This window comes from Plantactinospora solaniradicis, assembly GCF_042658085.1.
Lineage (GTDB): Bacteria > Actinomycetota > Actinomycetes > Mycobacteriales > Micromonosporaceae > Plantactinospora > Plantactinospora solaniradicis.
On record NZ_JBHSPR010000001.1, the window covers coordinates 402,442 to 416,980 of the forward strand.

The 14,539-nt window shown below is 69.1% G+C and carries 15 protein-coding genes; 7 read left to right on the forward strand and 8 right to left on the reverse strand.

Going from position 1 to position 14,539, the window contains the following annotated elements; genetic code table 11:
- Positions 1–30: 30 nt before the first annotated feature.
- The 5 genes from ACFP2T_RS01835 to ACFP2T_RS01855 form a co-directional block, all read right to left on the reverse strand.
- Positions 31–1,107, reverse strand: a complete 1,077-nt coding sequence (locus tag ACFP2T_RS01835; protein ID WP_377416535.1) for a ketopantoate reductase family protein — start codon at positions 1,105–1,107, stop codon at positions 31–33.
- 34 nt (positions 1,108–1,141) lie between these two features.
- Positions 1,142–1,876, reverse strand: a complete 735-nt coding sequence (locus ACFP2T_RS01840; protein WP_377416537.1) for a M50 family metallopeptidase — start codon at positions 1,874–1,876, stop codon at positions 1,142–1,144.
- A gap of 175 nt (positions 1,877–2,051) precedes the next feature.
- Positions 2,052–2,222, reverse strand: a complete 171-nt coding sequence (locus ACFP2T_RS01845; RefSeq protein WP_377416539.1) for a hypothetical protein — start codon at positions 2,220–2,222, stop codon at positions 2,052–2,054.
- A 184-nt stretch (positions 2,223–2,406) separates the two neighbouring features.
- A complete protein-coding gene (locus ACFP2T_RS01850; RefSeq protein ID WP_377416541.1) occupies positions 2,407–2,667 on the reverse strand; it encodes a hypothetical protein in 261 nt (86 codons plus the stop codon).
- Positions 2,668–2,726: 59 nt separating this feature from the next.
- Positions 2,727–4,769, reverse strand: coding sequence for a protein kinase domain-containing protein (locus ACFP2T_RS01855; protein ID WP_377416543.1), 2,043 nt, complete (start codon positions 4,767–4,769; stop codon positions 2,727–2,729).
- A 91-nt stretch (positions 4,770–4,860) separates the two neighbouring features.
- On the opposite strand from ACFP2T_RS01855, the gene ACFP2T_RS01860 reads away from it, so the two are divergent.
- From ACFP2T_RS01860 to ACFP2T_RS01885, 6 genes are all read left to right on the forward strand, one after another.
- Positions 4,861–5,082, forward strand: a complete 222-nt coding sequence (locus ACFP2T_RS01860; RefSeq protein WP_377416545.1) for an acyl-CoA carboxylase subunit epsilon — start codon at positions 4,861–4,863, stop codon at positions 5,080–5,082.
- Between the two features lie 92 nt (positions 5,083–5,174).
- Positions 5,175–5,627: a hypothetical protein gene (locus tag ACFP2T_RS01865; RefSeq protein ID WP_377416547.1), complete on the forward strand. Its 453-nt coding sequence runs from the start codon at positions 5,175–5,177 to the stop codon at positions 5,625–5,627.
- Positions 5,620–6,993 (forward strand): hypothetical protein, encoded by a 1,374-nt coding sequence (locus ACFP2T_RS01870; RefSeq protein WP_377416549.1) that lies wholly within the window; start codon positions 5,620–5,622, stop codon positions 6,991–6,993. The genes ACFP2T_RS01865 and ACFP2T_RS01870 overlap by 8 nt, the downstream gene beginning before the upstream one ends.
- Positions 6,990–8,141, forward strand: a complete 1,152-nt coding sequence (gene mycP, locus ACFP2T_RS01875; protein ID WP_377416551.1) for a type VII secretion-associated serine protease mycosin — start codon at positions 6,990–6,992, stop codon at positions 8,139–8,141. The genes ACFP2T_RS01870 and mycP overlap by 4 nt, the downstream gene beginning before the upstream one ends.
- A 74-nt stretch (positions 8,142–8,215) precedes the next feature.
- A complete protein-coding gene (locus tag ACFP2T_RS01880) occupies positions 8,216–8,887 on the forward strand; it encodes a Maf family protein (protein WP_377416553.1) in 672 nt (223 codons plus the stop codon).
- 115 nt (positions 8,888–9,002) lie between these two features.
- Positions 9,003–9,656 (forward strand): O-methyltransferase, encoded by a 654-nt coding sequence (locus ACFP2T_RS01885; RefSeq protein WP_377416555.1) that lies wholly within the window; start codon positions 9,003–9,005, stop codon positions 9,654–9,656.
- A 146-nt stretch (positions 9,657–9,802) separates the two neighbouring features.
- On the opposite strand, the gene ACFP2T_RS01890 is transcribed toward ACFP2T_RS01885, so the two are convergent.
- From ACFP2T_RS01890 to ACFP2T_RS01900, 3 genes are all read right to left on the reverse strand, one after another.
- On the reverse strand, positions 9,803–10,558 hold the full coding sequence (locus ACFP2T_RS01890) for an ABC transporter permease (RefSeq protein ID WP_377416557.1): 756 nt from the start codon (positions 10,556–10,558) through the stop codon (positions 9,803–9,805).
- A 38-nt stretch (positions 10,559–10,596) separates the two neighbouring features.
- Positions 10,597–11,553, reverse strand: a complete 957-nt coding sequence (locus ACFP2T_RS01895) for an ATP-binding cassette domain-containing protein (RefSeq protein WP_377416559.1) — start codon at positions 11,551–11,553, stop codon at positions 10,597–10,599.
- 124 nt (positions 11,554–11,677) lie between these two features.
- Positions 11,678–12,373, reverse strand: coding sequence for a PadR family transcriptional regulator (locus ACFP2T_RS01900; protein ID WP_377416561.1), 696 nt, complete (start codon positions 12,371–12,373; stop codon positions 11,678–11,680).
- A gap of 380 nt (positions 12,374–12,753) precedes the next feature.
- Between ACFP2T_RS01900 and ACFP2T_RS01905 the strand changes: the two genes are divergently transcribed.
- Positions 12,754–14,535 (forward strand): acetyl/propionyl/methylcrotonyl-CoA carboxylase subunit alpha, encoded by a 1,782-nt coding sequence (locus ACFP2T_RS01905; RefSeq protein ID WP_377416563.1) that lies wholly within the window; start codon positions 12,754–12,756, stop codon positions 14,533–14,535.
- Positions 14,536–14,539: the final 4 nt, after the last annotated feature.

The following is a 14,539-nucleotide window of genomic DNA, read 5'->3' on the forward strand; positions in this document are numbered from 1 at the left end:
TCCGTGCTCCGGGTTCGTTGCGCCGAACCGTCAACCGAGCAGTGCGTCAAGCTCCGCCCTGGGGAAGCCACCGGCCGGTATCCGCTCACGTACGGCCCGGCGCATCGCCCGCTGCACCGCCGCGTTGACCGGCGTCGGCACCCTGTGCAGCCGGCCCAGCAGCACGATCTCGCCATTGAGGTAGTCCGTCTCGGCCGAGCCCGCGTCCCGGGCCAGGCTCTGCCACGTCGAGCCGCCCTGCCGCTGCCCCCCGCCCACCGGGACCGCCTGGACCTGGTCGCCGCGTTCGGCCGCCTCCTCGGCGCCCGAGGTGTACGAGATGCCGGCCGCCGTCAGCACGGCCTCGCCCTCCACCCGTACCGCCTCGAAGAGGTCGGCGTGCGGCGCCGGGCCGGCGCCGGTCGACCGGCCGAACAGCGCCTCGATCCCGTTGCCGAGGTTGCGGAGCAGTTTTCCGTACTTCCATCGCATCGCATCGGCCCGGACCGGCGCGAGGATCCGGCTGGCCACCAGGTCCGCACCGATCTTGTCGGCGGTTTCGTCCGTACCGGACGGAAAGACCCCGAGATGCAACATGCCGGAGTACGGGTGCCCGCTGGCGACGACCCGCCCCGGTTCCAGGTGCGTCGCCGGCAGCCAGACGGTGACCGGATAGACGCGGTCGAAGAGTCGCGCGGCGGCCCGCTCGTTCGCCACTCCGTTCTGCGCCGTCAACAGCGGTAGCCGCTGTCCGGCCGTCCCGCCCCCGACCACGGGCAGGTCTGCCCAGCTCCGCAGCGCCGCCTCGGTGTCCTGCGACTTCACGGCGAGGATCAGCACGGTGTCCGGAGTCAGCCGTAGTCCCGGCTGCCCGTTCCAGGAGGCGTCACCAGCCGCCGGTTCAGGCGCTGCCGCGCTGGTGGATCCCGTCCCAACGGACGCCGGGTCTCCGATGGCGGGCAGCCGGGCGGTGTACTCCCCGTCGGGCGTGGTCAGGGTCAGCCCGTGCGCGCGGATAGCGTCCAGGTGCGGTCCACGGGCCACCAGGGTCACGTCGTGGCCGGCCTCGCTCAGCCGTACGCCGATGGTGCCGCCGACCGCGCCGGCGCCGATGATCACGTAACGCATGCTGTCCCCCGCAGTCCCCGCTCTTTCCCGCTGCTCACCCGGGCAGGTTCGCGCTATTGAGTATCGGTCCGGTGAGCAGGGCCGCGCCGGCCAGTAGCGCGATCAGGTTGATCGCTCCGAACAGCCCGACCCAGACCAGACCCGGTACCCGGGTGAGCCAGGCGAGCTGGTCGGCATCCGACTGCGGCAGTTGTCCGCGGCGACGCAGCGTCTGCAGCTCGCCCACGGGCCGTACCCCACCGAGCAGCAGGAACCACACCCCGGTGTACGCGAACGCGGCCTGAACCTGCGGCGACGCCGCCCACGAGACCCCGAGTACGACCGCGGTGGTGACGACGATCGAAATGATCCCGAAGACGTTGCGGATCATCACCAGCATGGCGAGCAGCAGCGCGACGGCCACCCAGAGCAGCAGGGTGATCCGGTTTCCGCCGAGCACCCAGGCGCCGGCAAGCCCGATCAACGATGGGGCGAGATAGCCCGCCAGCAGCGTGAACACCATCCCGGGACCGGTCGGCCGGCCCGCCGAGAGGGTCAGCCCGGAGGTGTCCGAGTGCAGCCGGATGCCCTGTAGCCGGCGACCGGTGAGCAGCGCCGCCAGTGCGTGTCCGCCCTCATGGGCGATCGTGATGGCGTTCCGCCCGATCCGCCACGGCAGCCGGGTCAGCACCACGGTCAGCGCCACCAGCCCGGTGATCAGGACCAGCAGCGGAGGTGGATCCGGTTGCGCCCCGAGAAGCCGGTCCCAGAGGTCTATCAGTCCATCCATCGACACAGCGAGCGAGCCTAGCCCACGTCAGGCTGGTCGCCGACGTCCCGGAAGGTCAGCAGTCCGGGCAAGGCCCGGCGGTACGCCGACCGTCAGGGGCGGCCGGCGTACGGATGCCGACGTCAGCGAGCCGGATCACCGGCTCGGACGGGTCCGGTGGGAGGACGGGCCGGCATCAGGGCTGGACGGTGAGGTCCGGGCCGATCACGATGCAGATCCGCTGGATCGGATCCCACTCCGTACCGGGCGGGCACGGTGCCGCCGACGACGGCGCGACCAGTGGCCCGGCCAGCAGTCCGAAGCCGATGGCCAGAACGGCGACGCCTCTCGACGCACGTCGAATCATCATTTCTCCCCCGCTTGGAGTGATCGTGGTAGATATCGTAGAGCGACCCCTCGATCACGTCCACGCACCGCCAGCGACCATCCACCATGACGCGATGGGGGGTGGACGAGTTAGCGGCAGCGGGGCCCGTCGTCACCTACGCGGCTGATGACTGACCCGGCTGCCGCTAACGTCGCAAGCTGGTTCACCGATACTGGCGTGCGGCTCCGGTCCTCGGTCGGGCCGATACCGGCACCGCCATCCGGGCCGGCACCATGTTCCGGTTCGCCATGCCTCGTCGCAGCAACAGCCACCCGCCGACCGTACCGACGGCCACGATAACGACGCTAGCGAGCGCGACCAGCGCGACCATGCCAACGCTCGCGACGAGCAGGGCCAGGTCGCCGATGGCGACCACCATCCACAGTGCAATGCTCGGCTTCGTCGCGTGATGCCGGGAACGCATCAGTCGTACCTCCTTCCGTCGAGATCACCACTACCCCGACGGATGGCGGGTCATGCGTGTCAACTCCGGGCGGGTTGGAAGCCGTCCGCGATGAGCTGGAAGTTGGGAAGGTTGGCGTCCCATTCGTCCTCGGCGGTGTCCCAGCGGATCGCGTACGCCTTGTCAGGAGCGGTGACGAAGCCCCGGTTCCGGACGTGGACCCGTACGCCGTCCACGGTCTCCAGCCAGTCCCAGTCCGCGCACTTGTCCCAGTAGTCCACTGCGCGAATCTGCCCGACCCGCTTGTAGTCGACGGTGTTCGCCTTTCGGTGGTCTTCCTTGCTCTTCCAGTCCTTTACGGGATCGGCCTCGGGTGTGTTCGTCTGGTCGATGAGCAACTGTCCCGGACCGTTCGGGTCACGGAACCAGACCCGGACCTGATCCGCCGACTCTCCCGTCTTTTCCCGAGTCATCTTCCAATCTGCGGGAACCGGCACAGAGAACTTGGTCGGATCCTTGTGCATGATCCAGCCGGCGGGTAGCGGCAAGGCAGGTTGACCAGTGGGGGTGGCAGAAGGCTGGGCCGTCGCGGCGGTCGTCGGAGCCGGTGTGGGCGACGGGGCGCCGGTGGTGGCAGGCGGCGGGGTGCCCGCAGGCTGGCTGGTGGGGTTGTTGCCCGGAGCGGCTCCGGGGTCGTTGTCCGAGCCGCCGTTGGCCAGGGGCACGATCACGACGAGAGCGATCAGGAGCAGGACGACCACCCCGCCGATCAACCACACTCTGCGGTTGCCGGCGGTGAGTGCGGCCAGTGGTCCACTTCCGGGCTGGTCATCGTCGTGCCCAGTGTCCCGTTCGGCGGGGACCGTCGCCCGACCCGCCGGCTGTACCGCGGGCACGACCAGTTCGGTCGGCGCCGCGCCAGGCGTCGACTGCACCGCCGTCGGCTCCAGAGCCGGCGTCGGCTCGGCGTCTTCGTCACCATCACCGGGTACGACGACGACAGTCGGCTCGGCCGGCGCAGGAGCGACGTCCGGAGTTGCGGATTCGGCCACAGACTCCGTCGGCGTCGACTCCGGTGCTGCCGGTGCCTCGGCGTCGCTGGTCGACGAGCTGGGCAACTTCGTCGTCTCCGCCGCTGGCGGAGCAGCCGGAGACGGCGTCGGCTGGGTAACCGGAGGCTGCTCCTGAGCGGGGCGGGGCGCCGGCAACGGCACGATCCTCGTGCGCGGCTCTCCCGGTTCGCGCGGGCCGTTCGGCCCGGGTCGCCGTACGCCGTCAAGCAGTGACATCCCGGGGCTTCGACGCCGGCCGGACGCGCGGCGGAGTAGTCGCTCCGCTACATCCGCAGTGATCCGCTGCGCCGGGTCCTTGCGCAACAGTCCGGCGAGCACCGCCTTCATCGGCCCGGCCCGGCGCGACACGGGCGGAGGCTCGGTAGCCAGCGCGGCCAAGGTCGCGATCGCGGACGGCCGGGCGAAGGGCGACTGCCCCTCCACGGCGGCATAGAGCGTCGCGCCCAGCGACCAGAGGTCACCCTCGGGCCCGGCGGTACCGTCCCGCGCCCGCTCGGGTGCGATGTAGGCGGGCGAACCAAGCACCAGGCCGGTACGGGTCACGTTCGGGTCACCCGGCACGGTCGCCAAGCCGAAGTCGGTCAGTACGACCCGACCGTCGTCGCCGAGGAGCACGTTGCCAGGCTTCACGTCCCGATGCATCACGCCGGCCCGGTGCGCAGAGTTCAACGCGCCGAGTACCCCGAGCCCGATCTCGGCCGCCCGGGTTGCGGAAACCGGCCCGTCAGATGCCAGTACATCCTGTAGCGAACGCGAGGGGATGTACTCCATGACGATCCAGGGATCACCGTCCGTACGCAGCACGTCGAAGACGCGGACCACGTTCGCGTGATTGAGCCGGGCAATCGCCCGGGCCTCGCGCAGCGAACGCTCGCGCATTTCGCGACGCTCGTCCTCGGTCAGGCCTGGCGGCGGGACCAACTCCTTGATCGCAACGTCCCGGTGCAGGACTTCGTCGCGTGCTTTCCAGACACGACCCATCCCGCCCTGGCCTAGCGGCTCAACAAGCCGGTATCGGTCAGCGATGAGTTGTGGGGGCGCACTGGACACCCGTGGACGGTACCCAACGGCAACCTGAGTCACACCTGCGGCACGCCTATCTGAGACGTCCGCCAACCGATGACGACGTACCCTCGAGCCCATGGCTGACGAAGAGAGGCTGCTCCGGGTGGTCCGAGGTGCTCCGACCCCGGAAGAGTTGGCCGCGCTGGTCGGGGCCATCTTCCTTCGCGCCCGACCGGCCACTTCGGCCCGACCGGCTCCCGTGTCAACCTGGGCACAACGCGCCCGGCCCGGTTCGGTGTCCGGCATGCTGGCCCGAAGTGGCCGTGACGGCTGGCGGGTCTCCGGCCTTCCCCACTGACCCGCCCTAAAGGCCACCAAACGGGGCTGCCCACGCGGGCCCGGACCCACTAACCTTGACGTGGGGCAGTACGTAGTACCTGGGGAGAAGACGTGATACCTGAGGAAGACCGCGGCCCTGCGTGGCTGCGTGACTATGGCGGCTCCATCGAGGCCGACATCCAGCGGATGGAAGAGTTCGCCAAGCAGCTGACGGCTGAGGTGCAGAAGAACTACGTCCCGCACATGGAGGAAGTCCAGTCGGACATGCTGCCCGACCTGCCTGGGCCGGTTGACTATCCGGAGTTGTTCGAGTTCATGAAGGCACACCGGACCGTGCAACAGGACACCTCCACTCGGGTTTGGGAGGTCGGCGACGGCACGGGCGGCCTCGCGACCGCCGCCGAGACCGTCAGCAAGAACTACGGCCAGGCTGACGCGTTCTCCCAGGCTCGGGTACGCGACGTCGAGAACGCCTTGAACCAGACCAACGCGGCGCCACCGCCGCCAGCCGGGACGCAGACTCCGCAGGGCGGCACGGACAACTCGGGGGGTTCGGATGCTTGACGGAGGCGGGACCGGCGGAGTCTCCGGCACGACCAACTGGGTCGGGCAGAACGTCGACCAGATGTGGCCGAAGCTCGCGAACCAGCAGACCGACACGCACTGGCAGCATGTCAGCGGCTGGCAGAAGACGTCGGAACTGAGCTCGATGCACCTGTGGCGCCTCAAGCAGTACCGCGAGGGCCTGATCGAGGCATGGCCCCCAGAAAAGAGCGAGGCTTCGCGGGCGTACGTTGCGCGGCTCGATTTCCTCATCGAGACCGTGCAGGGCGTCCACGACACGGCGGTCGCCAACCACCAGACCTTCAAGAGCGTCACTCAGGCGATCTGGGAATCGCGTAGAAACCTCGAGAAGGTCTACAACGACTACCAGGTCAAGAAGCAAGCCAAGCAGCGGTACGACGCCGATGTCGCGGCGAACAACGGACGCCCGCCGTCCGGTCAGACGCCGACGACTGACGCCGATCTCGAGGATCTGAACTGGCAGGCCCGCCACATCATGTACGGGCTCAGCAGCGAGCTTGCCACGGCCCAGATGCAACTCCGGCAACCACCGAAGTACCGGAACGAGAAAGGGGGAATCGACGATCCCCCGGGAGGTGGCGGCGGGAGCGAGGCGATGGGCGGTTCCACTCCACCCGTCCTTTCGCCGGTCGTGCCGATCTCGACCGGCGGTGGCGGCCCGAGCTACACGGCCTCGCCAACCCCAGCCATCCACACCGTCGTCCCGACGACGTCCCCGTCTGGTGTCGGTCCGATCCTCGGCAGTACGGCGCCGATAGCGCCTCCGCCAGTCACGCCGACGCCTCCAAGCGTCATACCGCCCGCGCCTCCGCCTACCACCGGCCCTGGCCTGCCGCCCCCGATTGCACCCCCCGGATTGCCGCCCGCAGCCAAGCCTCCGGTCGGGGGCTATCCCATTTCATCAACTAACACCGGCCTCAACAAGGCGACAGGATTTGGACCCCACGCTGGCATGACGCCACGGGCGATGCCTCCAGGCGGAATGATCGGGGGTGCTCCTGGCGGTGGATTGGGGCAGCCGGGCGCCGGAGCCGGAGCAGCCCGGCGGATCAATCCGGTAGGCGGCGTCATCGGCGGTGCTGGTGGAAACGCGGGCACGACGCCACTTGGCGGCGCCGGACAGCGACCAGGCTCCGGAATGGGTCGGGGTCCAATGGGTAGTGGCCAGACCCTCGGGATGGGACCGGGCGGACGCGGTGGCAATCAGAGCAAGGATGAGCAGGGCGTCCAGCACTGGGATCCGGACAACCCCTGGGAGACCGACGAGGGAGTTGCACCGGTCATGATGCCGGGCCGTGACAATCGTCGGATCGATCCTGGCCCGGCGATTGGCTACAACCGGTGACTTCTCGCACGACCCGCGCGGCCGTGGCGCTCCTGTGTGCCACGGCCGTCGCCGTTCTACCTGCGGTCCCGGCGCATGCTGATCAGGCTCGTGATAACCAATGGCACCTGCGCTTCCTCAAGGTCACCGAAGCCCACAAGATCAGCCAAGGTGCTGGCGTGACCGTCGCGGTCATTGACACCGGGGTCGATCCCCACCCCGACCTACGCAACAATCTCTTGACAGGTACCGTCACTTATACCGGCGGATCTGGCAACGGACGACAGGACGGCGATCCAAACGGCCACGGAACCGGAATGGCCGGCCTCATCGCCGCACATGGTCGAGGCGCGAACGGAGCCCTCGGCATCGCACCACAAGCCAAGATCGTTCCCATTCAGGACGAGAAGGGCAGTGGAGGCAGTGCTGACGACCTAGCTGAGGGAATCGAATGGGCAACGTCTAAGGGCGTAGACGTAATAAGCATCTCCTCCAACGCTGGCGGCACCGCTCGCCTACGAGCAGCGGTAGAGGCTGCGATCGAGGCGAATATTATCGTCGTCGCTGGCGTCGGTAACCGACCCCGCAGCTTCTTAGTAGGATTCCCTGCGGGATTCCCTGGGGTTCTAGCGGTTGGAGCAACTGACCGCAAAGGAGAGCATGCCGAGATCTCGGTAACAGGCGATAGAGTGGCTATAACCGCGCCAGGTGTTGACATCTATAGCACGTCAGTCGATGGACGTTATCGCAAGGGGACCGGAACTTCAGATTCAACGGCCATCGTTGCCGGGGCGGCTGCGTTGGTACGGAGTAAGTTCCCGGATCTGTCTGCGGAGGAAGTCGTACATCGGCTCACGGCGACCGCTGTCGACAAGGGTGCTCCCGGACGGGACGAGGAGTACGGCTATGGCGTAGTCGACCTCGTCGCCGCGCTGACGGCAGACGTACCGCCGTTGGAGGGGAGTGCCGGCGCGAGCACAGGGGCCACGCCCAGTTCTACAGCGACCGGGCCTGACGCCGACGCAGCACCGGACCCGGACGACAGGTCGAACGTCGGCTCGACGGTCCTGGTGATCGCCCTCACCGCGCTCGTCGCCCTCGGGCTTCTGGTCACCCTGCTGGTGCTGCTGCTGGTGCGCAAACGTCGACGTCAACCGGGTGCCTACTGAGCCGGACGAGCCGGGCCGCTGAGGCGACACCCGGGCACGGCTGGCCGCTCCCACGGCGGGTAGCGTAGGTCGCCGTGCGTACGACAAAGCGACTGCGCCTAGTGCTCGCCTCGGCAAGCCCCGCCCGCCGTAAGCTGCTCCGGGCTGCGGGGATCGAGCCGGAGGTGCTGGTCAGCGGCGTTGACGAGTCGACGGTGGACCACTCGACACCGGAGGCACTCAGCCTCACGCTGGCCCAGATGAAGGCACGGACGGTAACCGAACGCCTCGGCCAACCAACCGGCAACGGGTCGGTGCCCGAGTCGACCGATCTCCAGACTCTCGTGCTCGGTTGCGATTCCGTACTCGCCTTCGACGGGAAGATCCTGGGCAAGCCGGTCGACGCCGACGAGGCAACCCGCCGCTGGCGGGAGATGCGGGGCCGGAGCGGGGTCCTGCACACCGGGCACTGCCTGATCGACCTGTCCAGCGGGCGCGAGGTGGGTGCGGTCGCCCACACGGCCGTGCACTTCGCGGCCATCACCGACGAAGAGATCGCCGCGTACGTCGCGACGGGTGAACCCATGCAGGTGGCCGGCGCCTTCACGATCGACGGTCTGGGTGGCCCGTTCGTCGACCGGGTCGACGGCGATCCCGGCACGGTGATCGGACTGTCCCTGCCGCTGTTGCGTGCTCTGCTCGGCGAACTCGGCCTGCGGATCACCGATCTCTGGACAGCGGCCCCTGCCTCGTCGACCAGCAACTGACCGCCCCGAGCGATAGGGCGAGGTGCCGTCGACGGCATCCGAGCCCGGGCGGCGACTGCTCGGGCACATTGATGAACTACCAGGTCCGGTGACCATGATGGGCTAGCGTCTGGACGTGTCCACAAAATCGATTCCGCTCACCGAAGACCTGTACGCGTACGTCCTGGCGCACGGTTCCCCGCCGGACGAGCTCGTCCGCGAACTGATCGACGAGACGTTGTCAGTCCTGCCGGCGGACGCCGAGATGCAGATCGCCCCGGAGCAGGCCGGACTGCTCACCTTCCTGACCCGACTGGTGAATGCCCGGCAGGCGGTCGAAGTCGGCACCTTCACCGGCCTGTCCTCGTTGGCCATTGCCCGTGGCTTGCCGGCGGACGGCCGGCTGACCTGCTTCGACATCTCGGAGGAGTACACCGCGATCGCCCGACGGTACTGGGCGCGGGCCGGGGTCGACGGCAGGATCGATCTGCGCATCGGTCCGGCCGCCGAGATGCTGCGGTCGTTGCCGACGGAACCGCATCTCGACCTGGCGTTCATCGACGCCGACAAGACGGGTTACCTGACCTACTGGGCCGAGTTGGTGCCGAGGATGCGTACCGGCGGCCTGATCCTGGTGGACAACGTGCTGCGGGTTGGTCGGGTCCTGGCGCCGGAGAACCCGGGCGACCGGGCGATCGTCGAGTTCAACGAGGCCGTTCTCGAGGATGACCGGGTCGACCTGGTGATGCTGCCGATCGCGGATGGGCTGACCCTGGCCCGCCGCCGCTGAGTGCAAACGTCCCGCCCGGGCGGGCGGGACGTCGTACTGGAAACGAGACCGCGCGGCGGGCGGGCGCCGGATCGCCTCTGGCGGCAGGCAGACGGCCCGCCGCTGCTGGTCGATGCCGACCCCCGCCCGTCCCCGTCGGGCACCCGTCAGCGGACGCTGCGGGCGAATTCGCGGGCCGCCCAGGTCACCGCCAGCGCGGTGATGACCGCCATCACGGACAGCCCCTGCCAGACGGCGTCGTTGCCCAGGTCTCCGGCGAAGAGCGCCCGAGCACCGTCCACGGCCCAGGAGAAGGGGTTCCAGTCGGCGATTCCCTGCAGCCAGCCCGGCGCGAAGGTCAGCGGCAGCAGGATCCCGGAGAGCAGCAGCACCGGCTGGGCGATCGTGTTCATCAGCGGCGCGAGCGCGTCCTCGCTCTTCACGACCAGTGCGATGCCGTACGACAGCGCGGACGTCATCAGCGCGATGAGTGCCAGCAGCAGGTACGCGAGCAGCAGGTCCCCGATGAACACGGACAGCCCGAAGGCCAGCGCGAGCAGGGTGATGATGATCGCCTGGGCGATCAGCGACACCACGTCCCGCAGTGACCGGCCGAGTAGCAGAGCGAGCCGGCTGACCGGGGTGACCCGGGACCGTTCGATCACCCCGGCACGGAGCTCGGCGATCAGGCCGAAGCCCTGGAACAGGCCGCCGAAGATGGCGAGCAGCACCAGCAGGCCGGGGACGAAGATGCGGTACGCCTCGGCGTTGCTCGACGCCTGCAACGCGGGTTTGAGCAGCGGCGCGAAGAGCAGTAGGTACATCACCGGCTGGAAGATGCCGACGAAGAGCCAGACGGGCTGGCGGACCAGCAGCATGAACTGCCGCTGGAAGATCAGCCAGGTGTCGCGGGCGAATTTCATTGCAAGGTCTCCTGTTCGGCGGACGCGGCGGGGGGCGGTCAGGACTCGCGCAGCGAGCGGCCGGTCTTGGTGAGGAACACGTCGTCGAGGCTGGGGCGGTGCAGCTCGATGGAGCTGAGCGCGATGCCGGCGGTGTCGAGGGCGCGCAGGATCTGGGGCATGTCCCGGGCACCGTCGTTGACGTAGAGCCGTAGCCCGCTCTCGTCCGAGGTTTCCAGCCTGGTGACGTACGGCTCGGTTTCCAGCACCTTGGCGGCGTCCTGTGCCGATCCTTCGATGGTGACCTGCACCACGTCTCCGGAGATCTCCCGCTTCAGTTCGGCCGGGGTGCCCTCGGCCACGATCTCGCCGTGATCCATGATCGCGATCCGGTCGCAGAGCGCGTCGGCCTCGTCGAGGTAGTGCGTGGTGATGAAGACGGTCATGCCCTCGGCGCGCAGCCGGCGGATCTCGTCCCACATGTGTGCCCGGCTCTGCGGGTCGAGGCCGGTGGTCGGCTCGTCCAGGAAGACGATCTTCGGTCCGTGGATGATGCCGAGCGCGATGTCCACCCGACGGCGTTGGCCGCCGGAGTACGTCTTGCACTTGCGGTCGGCGTACTCGGTGAGCTGGAACGCCTCCAGGGCGCGTTCGGCACGCTGCTTCGCCTCCGCCTTGCTGATGCCGTACATCCGGGCGTGCAGTACGAGTTCCTCCCGGGCGGTCGACTCGTCCCAGGTGCTGCCGCCCTGGGCCACGTAGCCGATGCGGCGCCGTACCTCGCCGGGGTTGGTCCGGAGGTCGGCGCCGGCGAGGTTCGCTTCACCACCGTCCGGCTCGATGAGGGTGGCGAGCATCCGCAGGGTCGTGGTCTTGCCCGCGCCGTTCGGACCGAGGAATCCGAAGATCTCCCCCTCGGCGACGACGAGGTCGACGCCGCGGACCGCGTCGACGGCCTTCTTACTTCTGCCCTGTCGGGAGCGGAACGACTTCCGCAGCCCTTTTGTCTCGATCATGCCTGCTCCTGGTCTGCCGGGTCGGCATCCCCACCGACCCATCCCCCGGGGCCCGCCAGAAGGCGCCCACCCCAACGCTTCCGGGAGGCTAACGCGATATAGCTCATCTAGTCAACGTTGATTATTACTCGTTGGACGAAGACTCCTCGGCGGCCTCGGGCGGCTCCATCCGCTCCGGCCGACCCAGCTGCTCCGGCCACCCGCCCTCCGCACCCCTGTCGATCAGCGTGCCGAACTGGTCCCATCCGGGCATCTGCGCGAACTCCTCCGGTATGTACGGCACGCCCGCGTCGATCAGATCGGCGATCCGCTCGCACCAGGCGATCTCGCCCTCCGCACGGGCGATCGACAACTGCCACATCCAGGCCACGTGGGTGGGCTTGCCCTGCTTCATCCATCCGGATTCCATCGCCGCCCGCAGGCTGTCGTTGGTGGAGCGCAGCAGGCGAGCTCGGTTACGCAGCGCCGCCGACGCCTCGTCCCGAGGTAGTGCCGGCAGGAACGAGAAGGCGGCGAAGAAGGGGTCGACCACCTCGCCGAGGTTCCACCAGAGGCCACGGAGCAGGTTCTGGAACTCGTCCTCGCCCTTCGGCGTGATCTCGTACGTGATCCGCGCCGGGCGCGCACCGACCTGCTCGGTGGCCACCTCCCGCAGCTGTCCCTCCTCGGCCAGTTTGCGCAGCGCGTGGTAGATCGACCCGGGCTGGACGTTCGCCCACTTGTCGGCGCTCCAGCTCAACAGCTCACGACGTACGTCGTAGCCGTGAACCGGTTGCATCCACCGGACCAGGCCGAGAATCATCATTCGGGTAGCTGACACAGATGAAGCGTAATAACCAAAATTGACTAACGCCCAACGGCACCCCGTAGCGCGGGCGGGTCCGCCGGGCCGCAACGCCCGCCCGCTGGCCCGGCCCGGTGCCGTCGTCGGGCTCGGCCATCACCGCCCACCGGGACAAACCGCTCCCGGTCGGTCGGCAGGACCCGGGACGAAGCACCCCCGCCAGTCGGCAGGGCAGCAGGACAGACCGCACCCGCCCGTCGGCGGGACCACCGCCGTCGTCGACAATGTTCCTGCAAGAACGCCGGCCGATCGACGGGCGGTGGGCGTGTCGGGTCCCCGGTGAGCGTGCCGGCCGGTCCCGACAGCCGTACCGGCGCCCACCGCTGGCGGGGAGCAACCTGAGGAGGAGCAGCCGCGTGCGCAAGGTACTGATCGCCAACCGGGGCGAGATCGCCGTCCGGGTCGTCCGCGCCTGCCGGGATGCCGGACTGGCCAGCGTCGCCGTGTACGCCGACTCCGACCGCGACGCGCTGCACGTCACCCTCGCCGACGAGGCGTACGCGCTCGGCGGACAGACCGCGACCGAGACGTACCTGCGGATCGACAAACTGCTCGACGTCGCCGCCCGGTCCGGGGCCGACGCCGTACATCCGGGTTACGGGTTTCTGTCCGAGAACGCGGACTTCGCGGCGGCCGTGATCGACGCGGGGCTGACCTGGATCGGGCCGACCCCGCAGGCGATCCGCGACCTGGGTGACAAGGTCACCGCCCGGCACATCGCGCAGCGCGCCGGTGCTCCCCTGGTGCCCGGCACCCCCGACCCGGTGAACGGACCGGACGAGGTGCTGGCGTTCGCCGTCGACCACGGGCTGCCGGTAGCGATCAAGGCAGCGTTCGGCGGCGGCGGCCGTGGCCTCAAGGTGGCCCGGACGATGGAGGAGATCCCCGCGCTCTTCGAGTCGGCCACCCGGGAGGCGCTCGCGGCCTTCGGCCGGGGCGAGTGTTTCGTCGAGCGGTACCTGGACCGGCCCCGGCACGTCGAGGCGCAGGTCCTGGCAGACCAGCACGGCAACGTCGTGGTCGTCGGCACCCGGGACTGCTCGCTGCAACGCCGGCACCAGAAGTTGGTCGAGGAGGCACCGGCGCCGTTCCTGACCGAGGCACAGCGGGCACAGATCCACTCCAGCGCCAAGGCGATCTGCCGGGAGGCCGACTACCACGGTGCCGGCACCGTCGAGTACCTGGTCGGCGCCGATGGCACGATCTCGTTCCTGGAGGTCAACACGAGGCTTCAGGTCGAGCATCCGGTGACCGAGGAGACCGCCGGCATCGACCTGGTCCGCGAGCAGTTCCGGATCGCGGCCGGGGAGAAGCTCCGGCTCGAGGCCGATCCGGTACCGCGCGGACACTCGATCGAGTTCCGGATCAACGGCGAGGACCCGGGCCGGAACTTCCTGCCGGCGCCCGGCACGGTGACCGCGCTGCGGCTACCGAGCGGCCCTGGCGTACGGGTGGACACCGGGATCTCCGCAGGTGACGTGATCGGCGGCAACTTCGACTCCCTGCTCGCCAAGGTGATCATCACCGGTGAGACCCGTACCGAGGCGTTGGAGCGCGCCCGTCGGGCCCTCGACGAGATGGTGGTCGACGGGATGGCCACCGCGCTGCCGTTCCACCGCCTGGTCGTCCGGGATCCGGCGTTCACGAGCGCCCCGTTCGCCGTACACACCCGGTGGATCGAGACCGAGTTCGACAACACGGTCCCGCCGTACACCGTGCCCGCGGACTCAGACGCGGAGCCGGGCGGCGGCGAGCGGGAGACCGTCGTGGTCGAGGTGGCCGGCAAGCGGCTGGAGGTCAGCCTTCCGGCCGGCTACGGCCCGGGTGCGGCCGGCGGTGGCCCGGGTACGCCGGGTGCAGGCGTCCGGCGTCCGACCCGGCGCGGCTCCCGGGCCGGCGCGACGGCCGGGGCCGGCGGTGCCGGTGGCGACGCGCTGACCTCGCCGATGCAGGGCACGATCGTCAAGATCGCGATCTCAGACGGGGACACCGTCGCCGAGGGTGACCTGGTCCTGGTGATGGAGGCGATGAAGATGGAGCAGCCGCTGCACGCGCACAAGGCCGGGGTGGTGACTGGGCTCTCCGCCGAGGTCGGCGGGGTGCTCACGGCCGGCGCCGTCATCTGCGTCATCAGCTGACCCG

Bases quoted from the DNA above. Each gene is read 5' to 3' on its own strand.
- ACFP2T_RS01835 (WP_377416535.1), bottom strand. From the start codon at position 1,107: ATGCGTTACGTGATCATCGGCGCCGGCGCGGTCGGCGGCACCATCGGC.
- ACFP2T_RS01840 (WP_377416537.1), bottom strand. From the start codon at position 1,876: ATGGATGGACTGATAGACCTCTGGGACCGGCTTCTCGGGGCGCAACCG.
- ACFP2T_RS01845 (WP_377416539.1), bottom strand. From the start codon at position 2,222: ATGATTCGACGTGCGTCGAGAGGCGTCGCCGTTCTGGCCATCGGCTTC.
- ACFP2T_RS01850 (WP_377416541.1), bottom strand. From the start codon at position 2,667: ATGCGTTCCCGGCATCACGCGACGAAGCCGAGCATTGCACTGTGGATG.
- ACFP2T_RS01860 (WP_377416545.1), top strand. From the start codon at position 4,861: ATGGCTGACGAAGAGAGGCTGCTCCGGGTGGTCCGAGGTGCTCCGACC.
- ACFP2T_RS01870 (WP_377416549.1), top strand. From the start codon at position 5,620: ATGCTTGACGGAGGCGGGACCGGCGGAGTCTCCGGCACGACCAACTGG.
- ACFP2T_RS01890 (WP_377416557.1), bottom strand. From the start codon at position 10,558: ATGAAATTCGCCCGCGACACCTGGCTGATCTTCCAGCGGCAGTTCATG.
- ACFP2T_RS01895 (WP_377416559.1), bottom strand. From the start codon at position 11,553: ATGATCGAGACAAAAGGGCTGCGGAAGTCGTTCCGCTCCCGACAGGGC.